1 protein-coding gene and 1 pseudogene are annotated in these 23168 nt (G+C 73.0%); both read right to left on the bottom strand.

All coding sequences use genetic code 11. The annotated features are described in order from the left end of the window. Positions 1 to 12995: pseudogene (locus ACIHFB_RS43775) on the bottom strand (SDR family NAD(P)-dependent oxidoreductase); the annotation flags it as partial. A gap of 130 nt (positions 12996 to 13125) precedes the next feature. Then, the gene (locus ACIHFB_RS43770; protein WP_400129772.1) at positions 13126 to 23088 is read right to left on the bottom strand and encodes a type I polyketide synthase; all 9963 of its coding nucleotides are present in this window, start codon (positions 23086 to 23088) and stop codon (positions 13126 to 13128) included. Positions 23089 to 23168 lie beyond the last annotated feature (80 nt).

The following is a 23168-nucleotide window of genomic DNA, read 5'->3' as shown; positions in this document are numbered from 1 at the left end:
TTGTCGGACCCGTCGTTGTTGATGGCGCTGCCGCGGACGACCGCGTAGATGCGGTCCCCGGCCTCGACCGCGTCCGACAGCCGGCGCAGCACCACCGCGACCACGCCGTTGCCCACCACGGTGCCCTGGCGATCGGCGTCGAACGCACGGCAGGAGCCGTCCGGGGAGAAGACGAAGCCTTCCTGGTACGGGTAGCCCCACTCCAACGGGAACGTCAGCGCGGAGGCGCCGGCGAGTGCCACGTCGGATTCCCCGCGCAGCAGGCTCTGCCGGGCCAGATGCGCGACCACCAGCCCGGTGGAGCACGCCGTCTGCACCGTCAGCGCGGGGCCACGCAGATTCAGCCTGTGCGCCACCCTCGTGGACACGAAGTCGGACTTGTTCCCGAGGAGGTCGCGGTAGAACTCATGGAGTTCGGTGATCTCGTCGCCGCGCACGCTTCCGCTGTTGTAGCCGCCGAATCCGGCGCCGGCGAAGACCCCGATGCGGCCGGGAAAGGCGTCCGGCTGGATGCCGGCGTTCTCCAGGCCCTGCCAGGCCGTCTCCAGGAAGAGCCGGTGCTGCGGGTCCATGTTCTCCGCTTCGGACCGCGAGTAGCCGAAGAACTCGGCGTCGAAGAGGTCGGCGTCCTCCACATAGCCCTTGGCCGGGACGAACGCGGGATCGTCCAGCAGGTGCCTGGGCACCCCGGCGTCCAGCAGCTCCTGGTCGGTGAAGCGGCGGATCGACTCGACCCCGCCCCGCAGGTTCGCCCAGAACTCCTCCGCGTCCGTCGCACCCGGCAGCCGCAGGGCCACGCCCACGATCGCCACCGCGTCCTCGTCCGAACGCTCCCTGGCCGGTACCGTCGCCGCGGTCACCGCGGGCGTGGCCTCGTCGCGCAGGAACGTGGTCAGCTGCCGCACCGTGGAGTGGCGGAACAGCGTGGAGAGCGGGAAATCGCGGTCCACGCCGGCCCGGATCAGCTCGTGGACCTGCACCGCTGTCAACGACGTTCCGCCCAGGTCGAAGAACCCGATGTCCGGGTCCACATCGGCCGGCTCCAGCTCCAGTACCTGCGACCAGGCCGAGAGCACCGTCTCCCACACCCGGTCGTCACCGGCGGCCGGAGCGGCGGGAGCCGGCTGCGCCGCGGGCAGTCCGGCCGGTTCCGGGGTCACGTGGTGGTCGTGCCTGCGGAACCAGCCCTCGTCCTCGGCGTGGGGCAAGGACAACCGGCTGACCGGCAGACCGCCGTCCCGGACGAAGGAGTTCAGCATGGTCTCGAAGTTCGCGACCATGCGGTGTGCGGATTCCTGATCCAGTACGTGCGTCTGGAACTCCAGTTCCCCGCGCAGTCCCTCCGCGGCAGGTGCGAGGCTCATGGCCAGCTCGAACTTGGCGGTTCCCGCGACGTTGCCGGTGAAGTGCCCGCCGTACGGCCGCCATGTGCCGTCGTCCGGCTCCGCACCCAGGCCGTAGTTGAACACCGCCCGGAACAACGGGTTCTCCTCGCCGTTGCGCTCGGCGTCGACGACCTTGACCACTTCGGACAGGGGCACGTTCTGGTGTTCCATCACACCGAGCACGCGGGACTGCATCGCCGACAGCAGCTCGGGCACGTCCGGGTCGGCGGAGAGATCACAGCGCAGCGGCAGGGTGTTGGCGAGGAAACCGACGATCTCCGCCGACCCGGCCAGTCCGCGCCCGGACCACACCGTGCCGATGCTGAAGTCCCGCTGGTCGCTGTACCGGGAGAGCAGCACGGCGAAGGCGCCGGCCAGCACCGTGTACAGCGTGACCCCCGTATCGGAGGCGAGGGACTCCAACTCGCCCCGGAGGGCGTCCGGCAGTGCGAACCCGACCTTGCCCGCGCCCGGGTCCGACTGCCCCCGGGGCAGTTCCAGACGAGGGGCCCCGGACAGTTCGTCCCGGAAGAAGCCGAGTCCCGCCTCGAAGGCGCCCTGCGCGATGGAGTCCCGCTCCCAGGCGGCGTAGTCGCCGAGGTGCACGAGCGACTCGCTCCCGCTGTCGGGGGCGTAGCCTTCGCGGAACTCCCCGTACACGGCGACCAGCTCATGCAGCACCATGACCAGCGACCAGGCGTCGACGACCGCGTGGTGCAGAGTGAAGCAGACCACCTGTTCGTCCGCGCCGGTGAGCACCAGGCAGCGCAGCAGCACGGGGCCGGACAGGTCGAAGGGTGCCTCGGCCTCGCTCCGGATCCGGTCGGCCAGTTCCTCGGAACCGGCCACCTCCTCGAAGCGCAGCGGGGTGTCGAACTCCTCGTACACCACCTGGACCAGCTCACCGTCGCGGCTCTCCAGGCCCGTGCGCAGTGCCTCGTGCCGCCGCACCACGAACTCGACGGCGGAGGCGAATGCCGCGCGGTCCAGCGGTTCGGCGAACCGGACCGGCATCGTCACGTTGTACTCGGCCGTGCCGGGACGCATGTGCTCCAGGAACCACAGCCGGCGCTGCCCCTCGGTCGCCGGATGGACATCGCGTCGCGCCACGCGTTCCACACGCGGGCCAGGCTCCGTGTCGTCACCCCGGTCCCGTACGGACTCGTTGAGGTACGCCGCCAGGCCGGCGGGCGTCGGGTGGTCGAAGACCGCCGTCGCGGCCAGCGCCAGTCCGGTCTCGGCGGCCAGCCTGCGGCGCAGTTCCACCGCCATCAGGGAGTCCAGGCCGAGGTCGGTGAAGACCGCCTCGGGGTCGATCTCGGCGGGCGTGCCCAGGACCACCGCCGCTTCGCGCCGCACGAGATCCGTCAGGGCGCGGATCCGTTGCGCTTCCGGCAGGTCGGCCCAACCCGTGCCGGTCGTCCGGGTGTCCGCCAGCCGCCGCATCCGGGACCTGCCGCGCAGCAGCGGCGATCGGGTCTCCTCGGGCCCGGAGAGATCGACGCGGATCGGCACCACGTGGGCCGGCCGTGCGGCCAGGGCGGTGTCCAGGGCGTCGAGGGCCTGCGCGCCGGTCAGCGCGGTCACGCCCTGCCTGCGCATCCGGGCCAGTTCCGCCTGGCCGAGGTCCGCGGTCAGCCCCGTGCCGGCCTGCTCCCACAGCCCCCAGGACAGGCTCAGTCCGGGAAGTCCCTGCCTGCGCCGCTCCAGCACGAGCGCGTCCGCGAACGCGTTCGCCGCCGCGTAGACGCTCTGCCCGGCGCTGCCGAGCACACCGGCGGCCGAGGAGAACACCACGAAGGAGGTCAGCGGACGGGCGGCGGTCAGCTCGTGCAGCCACCACGCCGCGCGTGCCTTGGGAGCCCAGACGCGTTCCAGTCGCTCCGGGCTCTGGTCCGCCAGCAGCCCGTCGTCGAGTACGCCGGCCAGGTGCCACACCCCGCTGAGGTCCGCGACGGACTCCACGAGCCCGGTCACGGCTTCGCGACTGGTGACGTCGCAGGCGACCACGCGCACGCTGTCGGCCCCGGCGGCGGTCAGTTCGGCGCGCAGGTCGCCGGCGCCGTCCGCCCCTTCGCCCCGGCGGGAGGCCAGGACCAGGCTGCGCACCCCCCGAGCCTTCACGAGGTGCAGGGCGACCTGCCGTCCCAGCTCACCTGTGCCGCCGGTGATCAGCACCGTGCCCGGTGCGCCGTCCATGCCCCGGGGGGCGTCGTCCACCGGTGCCGTGTCGCGCGGGGAGAGCCGGACCAGCCGGGGAACGCGGATGCCGGCGCCGCGGACCGCGAGTTCCGGCTCGGGGACGGTCAGGGCCGCCCGCACCGCGTCCGGATCGGCGTTCCCGTCCACGTCGACCAGCCGGACCGGATGCCCCTCGGCGCGTGCCGCCCGCAGCAGCCCCCACAGGGGTGCCGAGGCCAGGTCGACGGCCTCGCCCTCGGCCGCGGACACCGCCTGGCGGGTCACCCATACCAACTCGGCTCCGTCCAGCCGGAGATCGGTCAGCAGGTCCCGCGCACGGATCAGTGCAGCCGTGGTGGACTCCTGCGGTGTGCCGGAGGTCTCCGTGGCGTCCACGACGATGCGGGAGGGAACCGGTCCGGTCCCGGCGTCCAGCACGGGCAGCGCGAGCGCAGCCGCGAGGGGGCCACCGGTGATCACGGTGTCCGCGAGTGCGGCGGCCGGCGCCGGGCACTCCTGGAACTCCACCCGGTACAGGTGCCGTTCCGTCGCCGCCCGCAGGCTGCCCGCGGTGGCCTCGCGGAGCCGGAGGCGCGCGGTGGCCACCGGATTGCCGTTCTCCTCCGTCACGGACAGCTCGACCTGCTCGCGCGTCTCGTCCAGGCGTACGCGCACCCGCACGACCGAGGCCCCGGTCGCGTACAGCCGGGCGTCGCTCCACTCGAACGGCAGCAGGATCCGCTTGTGGTGCTGCCCACCGGACGTGCTGCCTGCCTCCTCGGCCTCCTCGGCCACGAGGATCGTGTGGAAGGCCGCGTCCAGCAGGGCGGGGTGAATGCCGAAGCCCTCGGTGCGCAGGCTCTCGGGGAGGCGGAGGACGGCGTGCAGTTCGTTGTCCTGTCGCCACAGGTCGCTGAGGCCCTGGAACGCGGGTCCGTAGTCGATGCCGCGCTCGCGGAAGCGGTCGTAGAACCCGGTCAGGGAGACGTGCTGCGCGTGCTCGATGGCCGTCCAGTCGACGGGTTCCGGTGCCTGTGCGGGTGTGTGGTGGGTGAGTTGGGCGGTGGCGTGGGTGGTCCAGGGGGTGTCGGGGTGGGTGTCGGGGTCGGGGTGGGTGTGCACGGTGGCCTGGCGGCGGCCGTTGCCGTCGATGCCGCTGACCGCGACCTGGACACGCAGGGGCCCGCTGTCGGGCAGGACCAGCGGAGTGGCGAGGGTGAGGGTGTCGATCCCGGTGGCGCCCACGCGTTCGGCGGCGGTGAGGACCATGTCGAGGATCCCGGTGCCGGGCAGGAGCACGGTGCCGAACACCTGATGCTCGTTCAGCCAGCGCTGTCCAGGGGTGGTCGCGTCGATGCTGCCGGTGAGGATCAGCCCGTCGCCGGTGGCGAGCGGAGTCGCGTTGGTGAGCCACGGGTGGTCCAGGCCGTCCGCGCCCCGGCCCGAGGGACCGCTCGTGGTCTTGGCGGGGGTGGCGTGCCAATAGCGTTCACGGTCGAAGGCGTAGGTGGGCAGCGTGGCTTCCACGGGCGTGCGCGGGACGGCCCGCTCCCAAGACCATGCGTCACCGCGGGTCAGTCCGGCGCGGGCCCAAGAGGTGAGGACGTCGGTGATGTCGGCGTGGTGACGGTGAACGGTGGCATGGCTGGTCCCGCCGTGACGCCGCGTGATGTCATCGAGAGCCATCGCCATGACGGGATGAGCACTGACCTCGACCCAGGTGTCATGCCCGTCAACGGCAGCAGCCTGACTGGCCTGATCGAAACGCACCGGCCGGCGCAGATTGGCGCACCAATAATCCGCGTCCATCCCGGTGCCGTCGATCTTGCGGCCGTGGACCGTGGAGTAGAGGGGCGTGTGTCCGGGCCGGGGCTCCAGGTCGGCCAGTTGCTCGGCCAGGCCGGGCAGCAGCGGGTCCATGTGCGCACTGTGGGAGGCGTAGTCGACCTGAACACGGCGGGCGAACACCCCCTCGGCCCGGAACTGTTCGAGCAGCGCATCCAGGGCGTCACTGTCCCCCGAAATCACCGTAGAAGTAGGGGTGTTGACGGCGGCGACCGACAAAGCGGTGCCGGCCAGACGCTCACCGACCCACTCATGGCCACGCTCCACGACGGCCATGCCGCCCTCACCACAGCAGGTGGCGACAGCCCGCGAACGGGTGGCGACAATGCGCGCACCCTGCTCGACGGTCAGAATGCCCGCGACCACCGCCGCGGCGACCTCGCCCTGAGAGTGACCGATCACAGCCCGGGGCGTGACACCCATCGACCTCCACCACGCAGCCAGGCCCAGACTCATCGCGAACAACGCCGGCTGCACCTCCTCCACACCGGTCAACCCACGGCGACCGGTGAGCAGATCGGTGACCGACATCCCCGTCCACGGCAGCAGAGCCGCATCACAAGCCGCCACCGCCTCCGCGAACACAGGGGACTGCTCCCACAGTGCCCGGCCCATGCCCTCCCACTGCGAACCCTGACCCGGGAACACCCACACCCCGCCATCACCGCTCTCAAAGAAGTCCTCAACCGGAGCTTCAAAGGGAGCGACGACACCGACGGCGTCCGTGCCCTCAGCGAGGGCTTCGAGGCGTTCAATGGCCTCCTCCCGGGTGGTGGCCAGCACCGCGGCCCGGTGCTCGAACCAACTGCGGTGCCACAGCGCCGTGGAGGCGACCCGGTCCAGGGACACCTCGGGGTGGCTGCGCCACCACTCGGCCCAACGCCGGGCCTGAACCCGCACCACACCCGCATCCCGACCCGAAACCACCACCGGAACCACCACCGGAACCACACCCTCGGGCAGTGCCTGCTCGGTGACGGCCGCCACGGCGGGGGCGGGGGCCTCCTCCAGGACGAGGTGGGCGTTGGTGCCGGACAGGCCGAACGACGACACTCCCGCGCGCCGCACCCGGGATTCCTCCTGCGGCCAGGAACGGGCCTCACCCAGCAAGGCCAGCCCGCTGCCCTCCCACTCGATGTGCGGGCTCGGCTCGTCCGCGTGCAGCGTCGCGGGGAGTTGCTCGTGCTGGAGGGCCAGCACCATCTTCATCACGCCGATCACGCCGGCGGCGGCTTGGGCGTGCCCGATGTTCGACTTGGCCGAGCCCAGCCACACCGGCCGTTCCGCAGGCCGCCCCGGCCCGAAGACCTCGGCCAGCGCGCCCGCCTCGATCGGATCGCCGAGAGGGGTCCCGGTGCCATGGGCCTCGATCACGTCCACATCCGCCGGCGACAACCCGGCGCGCGACAACGCTTCCTGAACGACCCGCTGCTGCGACGGCCCGTTCGGAGCGGTCAGCCCCTGCGACCGGCCGTCCTGATTGACCGCCGAACCACGGATCACGGCCAGCACCCGGTCCCCGGCCGCCCGCGCGACCGACAGACGCTTGAGTACGACCACACCACAACCCTCGGACCAACCCGCACCGTCGGCATCGGCCGAGAAACTCTTGCACCGCCCGTCCGGAGACATACCGCGCAGCCGCGAGAACTCCACGAACAGCGACGGCGTCGACATCACGGTCACACCGCCGGCGAGCGCCACGTCGCACTCACGCTGCCGCAGCGCCGTCACCGCCAGGTGCAGCGCCACCAGCGACGACGAACACGCCGTGTCCACCGTCACCGCCGGACCCTGCAACCCCAGCGCGTACGACAACCGGCCCGACAGCACACTGCCGGCGCTCCCCATCGAGCCGTACGCGTCGAGTGCGCCCAGGTCCTGGTTGTGGAAGCGGTCGTAGTCCGACCCCATCGCACCCAGGTACACACCGGTGTTGCTGTTCTCGAGCGCCTCGGAACGGATGCCGGCACGCTCCAGGGCCTCCCAGGAGGTCTCCAGGACCAGCCGCTGCTGCGGGTCCATGGCCTGCGCCTCGCGCGGCCGGATCCCGAAGAACGCGGCGTCGAACTCCTCCACGTCCCGCAGAAAACCGCCCTCACGCGCATAGCTCTTCCCGACGGCCTCCGGATCCGGGTCGTACACATCCCAGTCGTCCCACCGGGACGGGAACCCCTCGATCGCGTCCCCGCCCGAGGACAACAACTCCCAGAACTCCTCAGGAGTCCCCACACCACCCGGCAACCGGCACGCCATCGACACGATCGCGACCGGATCGTCGTCCTCGTCCGCAGCCCGGACGACGGCCTCGGCGGGCGGCACTGCCCGTGACAGGTCCATCTGTTCCAGGAGGAACGCCGCCATGGCGGCAGGAGTCGGGTAGTCGAACGCCAGCGTCGCGGGCAGGGGGACCTCCGTCTCCTGCGAGATGCGGCGCCGCAGTTCCACGGCCATCAGCGAGTCGAGGCCGAGGTCCCTGAACACCTGCTGGGCCGGCACCTCACCGGCGTCGGGGAGGCCGAGCACGCCCGCCGCCGCCGACCGCACCAGCAGCGTCAGCGACTCCCGGCGCTGGTCGGGCGACATCGCCGCGAGCCTGCCGCGCAGGCCCGACGGAGTCTCACCGGTGTTCGCGCGCCGCAGGCGCGGCCGGACCATGCCGCGCAGGACCGCGGGCACCTCGTCCTGGCCGCGGCGCAACGCGGCCGGCGCGAGGCGGACGGGGACCAGATGTCCCCCCGGCTGCGACGCCATTGCCGCGTCCAGAGCCCGCAGCCCCTCGTCCACGGACAGCGGCTCGACGCCCATGCGCCGGATCCGGGTCAGCTCGGCCTGGCCGAGATGCGCGGTCAGACCGATACCCGCCTGCTCCCACAGTCCCCAGGACAGGCTCCTGGCGGGCAGGCCCGCGTGCAGCCGCCATGCGGCGAAGGCGTCGAGGAACGCATTGCCTGCGGCGTACGTGCTCTGGCCGGGGCTTCCGAACACTCCGGCCAGCGAGGAGAACACGACGAACTCGGACAGCGCGTGCTCAAGGGTGAGTTCGTGCAGGTGCAGGGCTGCGTCCAGCTTGGGAGCGAGGACGCGGGCCATCCGCTCGGCGTTCTGGTCCGGCAGCAGTCCGTCGTCGAGTACGCCGGCCAGGTGCCACACCGAGTCCAGGCCGTCGATGGAGCCGATCAGACCGGCGAGGGCTTCCCTGTCGGTGACGTCACAGGCAGCGATCCGCACGCTGTCGGCCCCGGCCGCCGTGAGTTCGGCGGCGAGGTCGGCGGCCCCGGGGGCCTGCTCACCGCGGCGCGAGGTCAGCACGAGACGCCGTATCCCGCGCGTCCGCACCAGGTGCCGGGCGAGCACCCTGCCCAGCTCACCGGTGCCTCCGGTGATCAGTGCCGTTCCCCCCGGCGCCGGGGTTCCCTCGGTGGCGTCCTCCGGCTCAAGATCGACCGCGACCAGCCGCGCGACCTGGACCTCTCCTCCCCGTACCGCGATCTCGGGTTCGTCCGCCACGGACACGGCCCGGGCGAGCGCGGCCTCGTCCTCGGCCGCGGGACCGACGTCCACCAGACGCAGCGAACGCTGCGGGTACTCCGCGCGCGCGGCGCGGACCAGACCCCACAGGGCGGCATGGACGAGGCCGTCCGCGCCCTGCCCCTGTTCGGCCGCCACGGCCTCCCGGGTCACCCAGACCAGCTCGGTTCCGTCCAGCCGGGAGTCGGCCAGCAGGCTCTGCACCACGTGCAGCGCGGTCGTGGCGGCCTCCCGTACCGCATCCGCCAGCGCGTCCGGGTCCGGCGCGGTGTCCGCGGTGTGGTCGAGGACGAGCCGTGCCGGGGGCTCCTCGCCGGCGTCGAGCAGGGCCCACAGCGCGTCCACGCCGCTGACGGGTCGCGCGCCGAGCACGGGCACGAGGTCGCCGGAGCCGCCGAGGACCCAGGTCTCGGCGGGTGCCTCGCGCATCGTGCGGGGAGGCTGGAATTCGACGCGGTAGAGGTGGCCGGGGGTGCGCTGCCGCAACTGCTGTGCGGTCGCCGTCCGCAGGACGAGCGCGTCCGCGTAGGCCACCGGCTCGCCGTGAGCGTCGGCCATCCACAGCCGGACCGCGTCGGAGGACCCGGGATCCCGCTCGATCCGGACCCGGAGTTCGGTCGCACCGGTTGCGTACACCTCCGTACCGGCCCACTCGAAGGGGAGCGACACGCGCTCCGTGTCGGAGTTCAGCGCCGAGATCGCGTGCAGCGCCGCGTCCAGCAGTGCCGGATGCACCGCGAAGCCGCCCGCCGCCGCGTTCTCGGCCGCGGCCTCGGGCAGGCGGACCACGGCGTAGGCGGTGTCGCCGCTGCGGGAGAGCTCCACCAGCCCCTGGAAGGCGGGTCCGTACTCGATGCCGCGCTCGCGCAGCCGGTCGTAGAACCCGTCGAGGTCCACCGGCGTGCTGCCCGCCACCGGCCAGTCGCGCAGTTCCCGGAACCCGTCGTCGTCGGCGCCGACCGCCTGGTGGGTGAGTTGGGCGGTGGCGTGGGTGGTCCAGGGGGTGTCGGGGTGGGTGTCGGGGTCGGGGTGGGTGTGCACGGTGGCCTGGCGGCGGCCGTTGCCGTCGATGCCGCTGACCGCGACCTGGACACGCAGCCCGCCGGTTTCGGGGAGGACGAGGGGGGCGGTCAGGGTGAGGGTGTCGATCCCGGTGGCGCCCACGCGTTCGGCGGCCGTGTGGACCATGTCGAGGATCCCGGTGCCGGGCAGGAGCACGGTGCCGAACACCTGATGCTCGTTCAGCCAGCGCTGTCCAGGGGTGGTCGCGTCGATCCTGCCGGTGAGGAGCAGGCCGTCCTCGCCGACGAGGGGGGCGGCCAGCGTGAGCCACGGGTGGTCCAAGCCGTCGACGCCCCAGGCCGACGGGTCGGCCGCGGTGCCTGTGGGGGTGGCGTGCCAGTAGCGTTCACGGTCGAAGGCGTAGGTGGGCAGCGTGGCTTCCACGGGCGTGCGCGGGACGGCCCGCTCCCAAGACCATGCGTCACCGCGGGTCAGCCCGGCACGGACCCACGAGGTGAGGACGTCGGTGGTGTCGGCCCGGTCCCGATGGGCACTGCCGACGGTGACGCCCCCCGCGTGCTGGGTGATGTTGTCGAGGGCCATGGCCATGACGGGGTGGGGGCTGATCTCGATCCAGGTGTGGTGGCCGTCAGCGGCAGCAGCCTGACTGGCCTGGTCGAAGCGGACGGGCCGGCGCAGGTTGGCGCACCAGTAGTCCGCGTCCATCCCGGTGCCGTCGATCCTGCGCCCGTCGACCGTGGAATACAAAGGCGTATGCCCCGACTGCGGCTCCAGGTCGGCCAGTTGTCCGGCGAGGCCGGGCAGCAGCGGGTCCATGTGCGCACTGTGGGAGGCGTAGTCGACCTGAACACGGCGGGCGAACACCCCCTCGGCCCGGAACTGTTCGAGCAGCGCATCCAGGGCGTCACTGTCCCCCGAAATCACCGTAGAAGTAGGGGTGTTGACGGCGGCGACCGACAAAGCGGTGCCGGCCAGACGCTCACCGACCCACTCATGGCCGCGCTCCACGACGGCCATGCCGCCCTCACCACAGCGGGTGGCGACAGCCCGGGAGCGGGTGGCGACGATGCGCGCACCCTGCTCGACGGTCAGAATGCCCGCGACGACCGCCGCGGCGACCTCGCCCTGGGAGTGACCGATCACAGCCCGGGGCGTGACACCCATCGACCTCCACCACGCAGCCAGGCCCAGACTCATCGCGAACAACGCCGGCTGCACCTCCTCCACACCGGTCAACCCACGGCGACCGGTGAGCAGATCGGTGACCGACATCCCCGTCCACGGCAGCAGAGCCGCATCACAAGCCGCCACCGCCTCCGCGAACACAGGGGACTGCTCCCACAGTGCCCGGCCCATGCCCTCCCACTGCGAACCCTGACCCGGGAACACCCACACCCCGCCATCACCGCTCTCAAAGAAGTCCTCAACCGGAGCTTCAAAGGGAGCGACGACACCGACGGCGTCCGTGCCCTCAGCGAGGGCTTCGAGGCGTTCAATGGCCTCCTCCCGGGTGGTGGCCAGCACCGCGGCCCGGTGGTCGAACCAACTGCGGTGCCACAGCGCCGTGGAGGCGACCCGGTCCAGGGACACCTCGGGGTGGCTGCGCCACCACTCGGCCCAACGCCGGGCCTGAACCCGCACCACACCCGCATCCCGACCCGAAACCACCACCGGAACCACACCCTCGGCGGCGGCCCCGGCCGCGGGCCCGGCGGATTCCGCGGGCTCCGGTGCCGGCTCCGGGTGCGCCGGGGCTTCTTCGAGGATCAGGTGGGCGTTGGTGCCGGACAGGCCGAACGACGACACTCCCGCGCGCCGCACCCGGGATTCCTCCTGCGGCCAGGAACGGGCCTCACCCAGCAAGGCCAGCCCGCTGCCCTCCCACTCGATGTGCTCGCTGGGCCGCTCGGAGTACAGGGTCGCGGGCAGCCGCTCGTGCTGCAGCGCGAGCACCATCTTGATGACGCCGGCCACGCCGGCGGCGGCTTGGGCGTGCCCGATGTTCGACTTCGCCGAGCCCAGCCACACCGGCCGTTCCCTAGGCCGCCCCGGCCCGAAGACCTCGGCCAGCGCGCCCGCCTCGATCGGATCGCCGAGAGGGGTCCCGGTGCCATGGGCCTCGATCACGTCCACATCCGCCGGCGACAACCCGGCGCGCGACAACGCTTCCTGAACGACCCGCTGCTGCGACGGCCCGTTCGGAGCGGTCAGCCCCTGCGACCGGCCGTCCTGATTGACCGCCGAACCACGGATCACGGCCAGCACCCGGTCCCCGGCCGCCCGCGCGACCGACAGACGCTTGAGTACGACCACACCACAACCCTCGGACCAACCCGCACCGTCGGCATCGGCCGAGAAACTCTTGCACCGCCCGTCGCGGGCGGTGCCCTGAAGCCGGGAGAACTCCACGAAGACCGATGGCGTCGACATCACCGTGACACCGCCGGCGAGCGCCACGTCGCACTCACGCTGCCGCAGCGCCGTCACCGCCAGGTGCAGCGCCACCAGCGACGACGAACACGCCGTGTCCACCGTCACCGCCGGACCCTGCAACCCCAGCGCGTACGACAACCGGCCCGACAGAACGCTGCCCGCCCGGCCGGTGTTGACGTAGCCGTCCTGGTCGTCGAGACCGTGCCCCAGGCTGCCGTAGTCGCCGTTCATCGTGCCCAGATACACACCGGTGTTGCTGTTCTCGAGCGCCTCGGAACGGATGCCGGCACGCTCCAGGGCCTCCCAGGAGGTCTCCAGGACCACCCGCTGCTGCGGGTCCATCCCCCTGGCCTCGCGCGGCGGGATCCCGAAGAACGCGGCGTCGAACTCCTCCACGTCCCGCAGAAAACCGCCCTCACGCGCATAGCTCTTCCCGACGGCCTCCGGATCCGGGTCGTACACATCCCAGTCGTCCCACCGGGACGGGAACCCCTCGATCGCGTCCCCGCCCGAGGACAACAACTCCCAGAACTCCTCAGGAGTCCCCACACCACCCGGCAACCGGCACGCCATCGACACGATCGCGACCGGTTCGGTCAGTTGCGCCTCCAGATCGGTCGCCCGCCGCTTGAGCTCCCGGATGGCGGGCAGCGCGAGTTCCAACCGACTCTGTTCAGACATCAGGCGGTTCCTTCCGAGCAAGGGCGAGGGGCGAGGGGGAAGACTTCTAGGTATCGAGTGCGAGGAGAGCCTCGAGTTCGGCGCCGATCTCGGCGACCGACCGGGCCGGCGCCGGTGCCTCCGGGGCCGTAGGAGACCTTGGTTCCGGTACCGTCGCGGCCTGCGGGCGCGTGAGCCCCAGGCGCCGCATCAGCAGGTCCGCGATGTCGGCCGAGGTCGGATGGTCGAAGGCGAGACTCGCGGGCAGCGGGACCTCGGCGGCGTTCGCGAGCCGGCTCCGCAGTTCCACGGCCATCAGCGAGTCGAGGCCGAGATCCTTCAGCACGGCCTTGCTCCTGAGCGCTCCGGGACCGGACAGCCCCAGGACGACGGCGACCTCCTCCAGTACGAGCCTGGTGACCGAGGCGGCCTGCTCGCCGGGCGTCAGCCCGCTCAGACGCTCGCGCAGCGAACCGCGCGCGGGGGTGTCCCCGGCCCGGCGGAGCGAGGGCCGGACAAGACCGCGCAGCATCGCCGGAGGCTCCCCTTCCAACGCGGCGAGGTCGAGCCGGACGGGGACGAGGTTGCCGTCCTGCGAGCGCAGCGCACGGTCCAGCAGCCGCAGGGCCCTGTCCACGGGCAGCGGAGCGATTCCCTGCCTGCGCAGCCGCCCCAGCTCCGCTTCGGTGAGGTGGGCCGTCATGCCCGAGCCGGCCTGCTCCCACAGCCCCCAGGCCAGACTGGTCCCGCCGCTGCGGGCCGCGAGGGCGTCCAGGCAGGCGTTGGCCGCCGCGTAGGCGCCCTGTCCGGCGGCACCGAACGTCGCCGCGACCGAGGAGAACAGGACGAACGCCGACAGGCCCAGTCCGGCGGTGAGTTCCGCCAGGTGCGCGGTCCCGTCCAGCTTGGGGGCCAGCACCCCGTGCAGTCGCCGCCGGTCGTAGTCGAGCAGCAGACCGTCGTCGAGCACGCCCGCGAGGTGCAGTACGGCCGACCAGTCGTCCGCCGTGGACAGGACGTCGGCCACCTGGGACCGGTCGGTGACGTCACAGGCCAGCAGCCGGACGGATCGTGCGCCGGCTTCGGTCAGTTCCGCCACCAGATCCGCGGCTTCCGGGTGCTCGGGGCCGCTGCGTGAGGTCAGGACCAGGTCGCGGACCCCGTGCTCGGTCACCAGATGCCGGGCGACCGCCCTGCCGAGTTCGCCGGTCCCGCCGGTGAGCAGAACCGTTCCGTCGGCCACCGCGGTGGTGGGCGCACCCGGGGCGCCCGCGGCGGTCAGCCGGGGGGCCAGGATCTGCCCGTCCCTGACGGCGAGTTCCGGCTCTCCGGTCACGGACAGCGCCGACAGCAGGGTCACGGCGTCTGTCCGGTCGCAGTCGACGATCCGCAGGGCGGCCTCCGGGTGTTCGCGCCGCGCCGCCCGCAGCAGACCCCACAGGGGTGCCCCCGCGAGGCCGCCCACGCGGTCCTCGGGGCGGGCGGCGACGCTGTCCCTGGTGATCCACACGAGCTCGGCGTCCTGCCGGGGCAGCAGCCGGTGCAGCAGGTCCAGCGCGTGCGCGGTCGCCTCGTGGGCGGCGGCGACGCCGTCGGGGTACCCGGTGGCGTCGATCAGGATCCGGCGCGGGCCGTCCCAGGTGACCTCCTCGGCCGGTGCCACCCCGAGGGCCTCGGACACCGCACCGCGGCCCAGGACTTGCACCGGTTCCGCAACCGCGGGCACGTCCGGCACGGACCGGAAGACCACCCTGTAGAGATCGGGAACGGACAGGGCGGCACGCAGCTGGTCGGAGACGACCGGACGCAGCTCCATGGCTCCGATGTACGCCACCGGAGCCCCGGCGCCGTCGGTCATCGCGACCCGGATGCCGTCGTCCCGGACATCGACCCGCACGCGCAGCTCGGTCGCTCCCGTGGCGTACAGGCGCACATCGGTGAACTGGAACGGGAGCTGGGCCTCCGCGGAGGCCGGGACCACCGCGCGCATCACTTGCAGGGCCGCGTCGAGCAGCGCCGGGTGCACACCGAAGCCGCCCGCCTCGCCTGCGGGGAGCCGGACCACGCCCGCGGCGGTGCGGTCCTGCCCGCGCAGTTCGGCCACGCCGTGGAAGGCGGGGCCGTAGTCGACGCCCTGGGCGGCGAAGCCTTCGTAGAAGCCGGAGAGGTCCGCTGCGGGCAGGTCGGGCATCGACCAGTCGACGTGCTCCGGGCCGGACGCGTCGACCAGCACGCCCTCGGCGTGGGTGTTCCAGGCTCCCGTGCCGTCCACCCTGCTGTGCAGGGTCGTTGTCCGCTGTCCGCCTTCGGAGGGGCTGATCCTGACCTGTATCTGCGCCGTGTCCTCCAGCACCATCGGCCGTGACAGGGTCAGTTCGCCGATACCGGTGGCGCCGGCCTGGCCGGCCGCGGCCAGGAGCAGGTCCAGCAGCGCGGTGCCGGGGACGACCACGGTGCCGAAGACCACGTGGTCGGCCAGCCAGGGCTGGGACGAGGCCGAGATGCGGCCCGACAACACCCAGCCGCCGTCGGCCAGTTCGGTGCTGTCGGTCAACCAGGGGTGGCCGGCGTGGCCGGCGTGGCCGGCGCTCCGGGCGTCCAGCCAGAAGCGTTGCCGCTGGAAGGCGTAGGTGGGAAGGGCGACTCGGCGGCGCCTGCCGCCGTACAGGGCGGGCCAGTCGACCCCCGCACCCGCCGTGTACGCCCGGGCGACCGCCAGGGCCAGCGCCTCGGGCCCGGGCCGGTCCGGCCGCTGGGTCGCGATCACGACGGCCTCGCGGTCCAGGCAGTCCCCGATCATGGCGGCGGGCGTGCCGTCCGGGCCGATGTCGAGGAACCGGGTGACGCCTTCCGCGAGTGCGGTGCGGATCCCGTCGGCGAACCGGACCGGCTGCCTGACCTGCCGCACCCAGTGGCCGGCATCGCAGGCGGTGGCGATCCGCCCGGTCGGATTCGTCACCAGCACGAGGCGCGGCGGGTGGAAGGTGAGCCCCTCGGCCACGTTCCGGAACTCGTCGAGCATGCCGTCCATGTGCGCGGAGTGGAAGGCGTGCGACACGTTGAGCCGCTTGGTGCGGCGTCCGGGGAACCGTGCGGCCACCTCGTCCACGGCGTCGGCGTCACCGGCGATCACCACGGACCGCGGCCCGTTGACGGCGGCGAGGGAGACCCGCGCGGACAGCAGCGGGGCGATCTCGTGCTCGGCGGCCTGGACGGCGAGCATGACCCCGGTGTCCGGCTGGGCCTGCATCAGCCGGGCCCGGGCCGCGACCAGCGCGCAGGCGTCCTCCAGCGAGAGCACGCCCGCCACGTGCGCGGCGGCGAGCTCGCCGACGGAGTGGCCGAGCACCACATCGGGCTTCAGGCCCCAGCTCTGAAGGAGCCGGAACAGCGCCATCTCGAAGGCGAACAGCGCGGGCTGGGTGAACTCGGTACGCCGCAGCGCGTCCGGGTCGTCGATGAACTCGGCGACCGGAAGACGCAGGTGCCGGTCGAGTCCGGCGCAGATCTCCTCCCACGCCGCGGCGAACACCGGGTACGCCTCGCGCAGTTCGGCTCCCATGCCCGCACGCTGGGTTCCCTGCCCGGCGAAGACGAACGCCGTCCGGCCGTCGTCCGCCGACCCTTCCACCAGCGACGCCGAGGGTGCTCCCTCGGTGAGCGCGCGCAGCCCGGCGAGCAGGTCCGCGGTGTCCCGGCCGACGACGACGGCGCGCTCCTGGAAGGAGGTGCGCGAGGCGGCCAGGGAGAACCCCAGGTCGGCGGGGTCCGTGCCGGGGTCCGTCCCGACCCGGACGGCCAGCCGGGACGCCTGTTCGCGCAGGGCTTCCCGGCTCCGCGCGGACAGTGTCCAGGCGAGCACGTCGGGGCGGGGGCCCGCCACGGGCTCCTCGGCCTCGGCGGACTGCTCCAGGATCAGGTGGGCGTTGGTGCCGCTGATGCCGAAGGCCGAGACGCCCGCTCGCCGCGGGCCGTCGCCGTTCCAGGCGACGGGGTCCGTGGCGAGCCTGAGGGAGTCCGCCGACCAGTCCACGTGGCGGGACGGGGTGCCGGCGTGCAGGGTGCGCGGGACCACGCCGTGCTGCATGGCCAGCACCATCTTGATCACGCCGGCCACGCCGGCCGCCGCCTGGGTGTGGCCGATGTTGGACTTCACCGACCCCAGCCACACCGGTCTGCCGGAGGCGCCGTAGGTGGCCTGGAGGGCGCGTGCCTCGATGGGGTCGCCCAGTGTCGTGCCGGTGCCGTGGGCTTCCACGACGTCCACGTCGCAGGCTTCGAGCCCCGCCGCGGCCAGGGCCTTGCGGATGACCTGCTGCTGGGCCCGGCCGTTGGGTGCCGTGAGGCCGTTGGAGGTGCCGTCCTGGTTGACCGCCGAACCGCGGATCACGGCCAGGACGGGATGCCCGTTGCGCCGCGCGTCCGACAGCCTCTCCAGGAGCAGCAGCCCGCTGCCCTCGGACAGTGCGGTGCCGGAGGCGTCGTCCGAGAAGGCGCGGCACCGGCCGTCCGCGGCGAGGCCGCGCTGCCGGCTGAATCCGACGAACAGGCGCGGCGTGGCCATCACGGTGGCGCCGCCGGCGACGGCCATCGCGCACTCGCCCCTCGACAGGGCCTGCGCGGCGAGGTGGACGGCCACCAGCGAGGCCGAGCAGGCGGTGTCCACGGTGACGGAGGGCCCTTCCAGGCCGAGTGCGTAGGAGATACGGCCGGAGACCACGCTGGCGGCACTTCCGGTGAGCCCGAATCCCTCGGAGCCGTGGGGCGTGCCCAGGGACGCGTAGTCCTGGCCGTTGGTGCCCAGGTAGATGCCGGTGTCGCTGCCGCGCAGCGTGTCCGGTGCGATGCCGGCCCGCTCCAGCAGCTCCCAGGACCCCTCCAGGAGGATCCGCTGCTGCGGATCCATGGTCAGCGCCTCCCGGGGGCTGATCCCGAAGAACTCCGGGTCGAATTCGGCGGCGGCCACGAATCCGCCTTGGCGGACGTAGCTCGTGCCCGGGTGGTCCGGGTCCGGGTGGTACAGCGCGGACAGATCCCAGCCCCGGTCCTCGGGGAACGGGGTGATGGCGTCCCCACCATCGGCGAGCAGCCGCCAGAACCCCTCCGGATCGCGTACGCCGCCGGGGAACCGGCAGCTCATGGCGACTATGGCGATGGGCTCGGCCGAGCCCTCGGGGGCGCGGGCCGAGCCCTCGGGGGCGCGGGCCGGGGTGGCGGGGACGCGGGCCGGGGTGGCGGGGGCCAGATCGGCGACAGCCGGGACGGCGGGCGCCGGGACGCCGGATGCCGGAACAGCGGATGCCGGGACGGCGGGCGCCGAAACGCCGGATGCCGGAACAGCGGGCGCCGAAACGCCGGGCGCCAGGACGGCGGGCGCCGAAACGCCGGGCGCCAGGACGGCGGATGCCGAAACGCCGGGCGCCAGGACGGCGGGCGCCGGAACGCCGGGCGCCGAAACGCCGGGCGCCAGGACGGCGGGCGCCGAAACGCCGGATGCCGGAACAGCGGGCGCCGAAACGCCGGGCGCCAGGACGGCGGGCGCCGGAACGCCGGGTGCCGGGACGGCGGCAGCCGGGGCTGCGTCCGTCGGGGCCGGTGCGTCGGGAAGGGAGGCGGCGTGCAGGAGTTCGTCGAGGATGTGCTCGGCGACCTGTGCGGGCGTGGGGTGGTCGAAGACCAGTGTGGTGGGCAGCCGCAGCCCGGTGGCGGCCCCCAGCCGGTTGCGCAGTTCGATCCCGAGGACCGAGTCGAAGGCGAGTTCCTTGAAAGTGCGCTCGACGTCCACCGCGTCGGCCGCCGCGTGCCCGAGCACGAGCGCGGTCTGCGCCCTGACCGCCTCCCGCACGGCGTGCGGCCTGCCGTCCGCGGGCAGTTCGGCCAGGCGCCGGCGGAGGGCGGGCCCCTGCTCGGACGCCGCTTCCACGCCGTCGGGCAGATCGCCGAGCAGGGCGCTCGGACGGGCCGCCGTGAACACCGTGCGGAACCGGTCCCAGTGCACATCCGCCACGGTGACGCAGGGCTCGGGGGCCGCCACGGCCCGGTCCAGGGCCAGCAGGGCCAGGTCCGGCGCCATCGGGGGTACGCCGTGACGGTCGAGGACCTCCCGCACCGGCCCCCGCGCCATGCCGTCGCCGTCCCAGGGACCCCACGCCACGGAGGTCGCGGGCAGTCCCTGGGCGTGCCGGAGCGCAGCCAGGGCGTCCAGATACGCGTTGCCGGGCGCGTAGTTGCCCTGTCCCGGAACGCCGACAGTCGCGCCCCACGAGGAGAAGAGCACGAACGCGTCCAGTCCGGTGGTGAGTTCGTGCAGATTCCGCGCGCCCTGAGCCTTCACCCGCAGCGCCGCGTCGACCTGGTCGAGGGTGAGGTCCTCGACGAGTGAGTCGTGCAGTGCCCCGGCGGCGTGCACCACGGCTCTGGGCCGGGTCCGCCCGAGGAGCTCGCGCAGCGCCTCCCGGTCGGCGACGTCGCAGGCGACGATCTCCGCCCCGGCCCCGAGCCGGCGGATGTCCGCGGCGAGCGACTCGGCCCCGGGGGCGTCCGGTCCGCTCCGGCTGACCAGCACCAGGTGTTCGGCGCCCTGCCCGGCCAGCCGGCGGGCGACCGCGGCGCCGAGCGCGCCCGTGCCGCCGGTGATCAGAACCGTCCCCCGGGGACTGAAGTCGCGGGCCGGACCGCCGGAGGCGCGCACCAGGCGGCGGCCGTATACGCGGGACCCCCGGATCGCCACCTGGTCCTCGCCGTGCCCGCCGTTGAGCATCCCGGCCAGTACCGCGGCGTCGTACACGGTGGACACGTCGATCAGACCGCCCCAGCGCGCAGAGTGCTCGAGGGCGACGACCCTGCCCAGGCCCCACACCAGACTCCGGTCCGGCGCGACCGTTTCGTCCGAGACGGCGACGGCGTCGAGCGTGACGCACCACAGCGGGGCGGTCACCCCCGCGTCCCCCAGCGCCTGCACGGCGGTCAGCGTCGTGGCATAGCCCGCGGGAACGCTCGGGTACGCGGGGTGCGGAGCGTCCTGTGCGGCGGCCAGGCAGAGCACGCCGTCGCAGGTCACGCCCCGCAGGCGGGCGGCGAGCGGGTCCCGGCCGAGGCCGGGTTCGACGTCCATGACGGTGATGTGCAACCCCTGTCCGGTCAGGGCCTCGACCACGGAGTGCGCCCAGGCGTCGCCTGCCGGCACCAGGGCCAGCCAGTCACCCTGGCGGGCCGCGGCCGCGCGCACCTCCTTCCAGCCGATCCGGTACTGCCAGTCGTCCAGGACGGAATCCGCGGTGCGCCGCCGGCGCCAGGAGGCCAGGGCGGGCAGGACGGGGGCGAGTGTGTCCGGGTCGAGGCCCAGGGTCCGGGCCACCTCGTCGACGTCCCGTCGGCCCACCGCGTCCCAGAACGGCGCGTCCTCGGCCGGCCCACCGCCCGCCGCGTCGGGGTCGGCGTCGATCCAGTACCGCTGGTGCTGGAAGGGGTACGTCGGCAGGTCCACGACGTTCGCCCGTCCGAAGGCGCGGCTCCAGTCGACGTCCACCCCGCTGGTGTATGCCTCGGCCAGAGCCGTCAGGAACCGGTCGCCCTCCCCCCTGCGCAGGGTTCCGACGGTGTGCACGTCGGCGCTCTCCTCCACGCCCATGGTGAGCACGGGGTGCGGAGTGCATTCGATGAACACCCGGTGGCCCTCGGCGGCCAGCTCGCGTACGCACGCGTCGAGTTCGACCGTGGAGCGCAGGTTCCGGTACCAGTAGCCCGCGTCCAGGGTCGCGGTGTCGATGCGGCCGGTGTCGACGGTGGAGAAGAAGCCCTCCACACCGGGACGCGGCCGGATCCCGGCCAGCGCGGTGAGGATGTCCTCGCGGATCTCCTCCACCTGCGCCGAGTGCGAGGCGTAGTCGACCGGGATCCGCCTGGCCCGGATGCCCTCGGACTCGCAGTGCGCGATCAGCTCCGTCAGCGCCTCGGGATCACCGGAGACCACGGAGTTCCTGGGCCCGTTGGCCGCGGCCATCGACAGCCGGCCCGGCCACCGGTCGGTCAGCGTTTGCGCGTCGGACCGCGAGGCCACCAGCGAGACCATGCCGCCCCGGCCCGCCAGTCCTCGGCGGATGGCCTGGGCCCGCAGCGCCACCACGGCCGCCGCGTCCGCGAGCGACAGCGCTCCGGACGCGCACGCCGAGGCGATCTCACCCTGCGAGTGCCCGAGCAGGACCGCGGGTTCGACGCCGAAGTGGTTCCACAGCCGTGCCAGCGACACCATCATCGCCCACAGTGCGGGCTGTACGACGTCCACGCGTTCCAGGGCGTCGGCGTCCGAGATCACCTCGCTGAGCTTCCAGTCCACATACGGTTCGAGTGCCTGCTCGCACTCGGCGAACCGCTCGGCGAAGACCGGGGAGGACTCGAGCAGTTCGGCGGCCATTCCCGGCCACTGGGCGCCCTGCCCGGCGAACATCAGGACCGGGTTGCGCCCGCCGCCGGATCCGACGACCAGGTTCGACGCCTGGGCTCCCGAGGCGAGCGCCTCCAGCCCGCGGAACAGCTCCGCGTCGTCCCGCCCCAGGACGACGGCCCGGTGCTCGTGGTCGGCACGGGTGGTCGCCAGGGAGAATCCGACGTCGGCGGGCACGAGGCCGGGGTGCGCGGCGAGGTGGGCGCGCAGTCGGCCGGCCTGTTCCCGCAGGGCGGGCGCGGAGCGTGCCGACAGCACCCAGGGAAGGCGCGTCCGCTCGACGGACTCCTGGACGTCGGCGGTTCGCGCCGGTGGCCCCGCCAGCGCGAGGTGGGCGTTGGTGCCGCCGTAGCCGTAGCTGCTGACTCCCGCCAGGCGTTCTCCCTCCGGCCACGGCTGGCGGCTGGTGACCACGGCCAGGTTCGCCGCGTCGAAGTCGATCTTCGGGTTGGGGTTCCGGAAGTGGAGGCTGACGGGCAGTTCGCCGTGGAAGAGGGCGAGGGAGGTCTTGAGCACACCGAGCACGCCGGAGACCGGTTCGAGATGGCCGAAGTTGGTCTTGGCCGACCCGATCCGCAGGGGGTCCTTCCTGCCCCGGCCGAGCACCTGGCCCAGTGCCGCCGCCTCGATCGGATCGCCCCGGCGGGTCCCTGTGCCGTGCGCCTCCACGTAGTGCACCCGGCCGGGGTCCACGTCCGCCTCCCGCCAGGCCGTGCGCAGAACTTCGGCCTGGGCCTCGGCGCTCGGGGTGGCCAGGCCGTCGGTAGTGCCGTCGTTGTTCACGGCGCTGCCGCGGATCACCGCGTAGATCCGGTCGCCGTTGCGGCGGGCGTCCGCGAGCCTGCGCAGGACGACCACGCCGCAGCCCTCGCCCCGGACGTACCCGTTGGCGCCGGCGTCGAAGGCGCGGCACCGCCCGTCGGGGCTCTGCGTGCCGAGCTTGGACATCGCCACGGTGGTGTGGGGGTGGAGGATGAGACTGACACCGCCGGCCAGTGCGAGGTCCGTCTCTCCCGACCGCAGGCTCCGGGCCGCCTGGTGGATGGCGACCAGCGAGGAGCTGCATGCGGTGCCGATGGACATCACGGGGCCGCGCAGGCCGAGGGTGTAGGCGATACGGGCGGGGACGATCGAGGTGTCCGTACCGAGGGCCGTGTGCGTACGGATCTCGCGGGCGGACGCCCCGGTGGCGAGGTGGTACTCCTGCCACATGGTGCCGAAGAACACGCCGGTGGCCGACCTGGCGAGCCGGTCGGTCCGGATCCTGGCGTCCTCCACCGCGGCCCAGGCGACCTCGAGCGCCAGCCGCTGCTGCGGATCCATCTGACGGGCCTCGGTGGGCGAGATGCCGAAGAACTCGGCGTCGAACCCCGCGATGTCGTCCAGGAATCCACCCCACCGGGTCCTCATCTTGCCCGGTGCCGAAGAGTCGACGTCATGCCAGTCCTCGGCTCGCCACCGCTGCGGGGGGACCTCGCTGATGGTGTCGATCTCGTCCAGCAGGCCCTGCCAGAGGGCCTCCGGGGTGTCGATTCCGCCGGGGAGGCGGCAGCCGAGTCCGATGATGGCAATATCGTCAGCGTTCATCACGCATCCTCACTTCGGGCAGGCAAAAGGCACGGCGGTGCGCGCCCGCCGGGCCGACTCCGGGGGACCTGGCCCGGGGG

The organism is Streptomyces sp. NPDC051963, from assembly GCF_044593495.1.
GTDB lineage: Bacteria > Actinomycetota > Actinomycetes > Streptomycetales > Streptomycetaceae > Streptomyces.
Note: the sequence above shows the minus strand (reverse complement) of the source record. Positions and strands in the feature narration are given on the sequence as shown.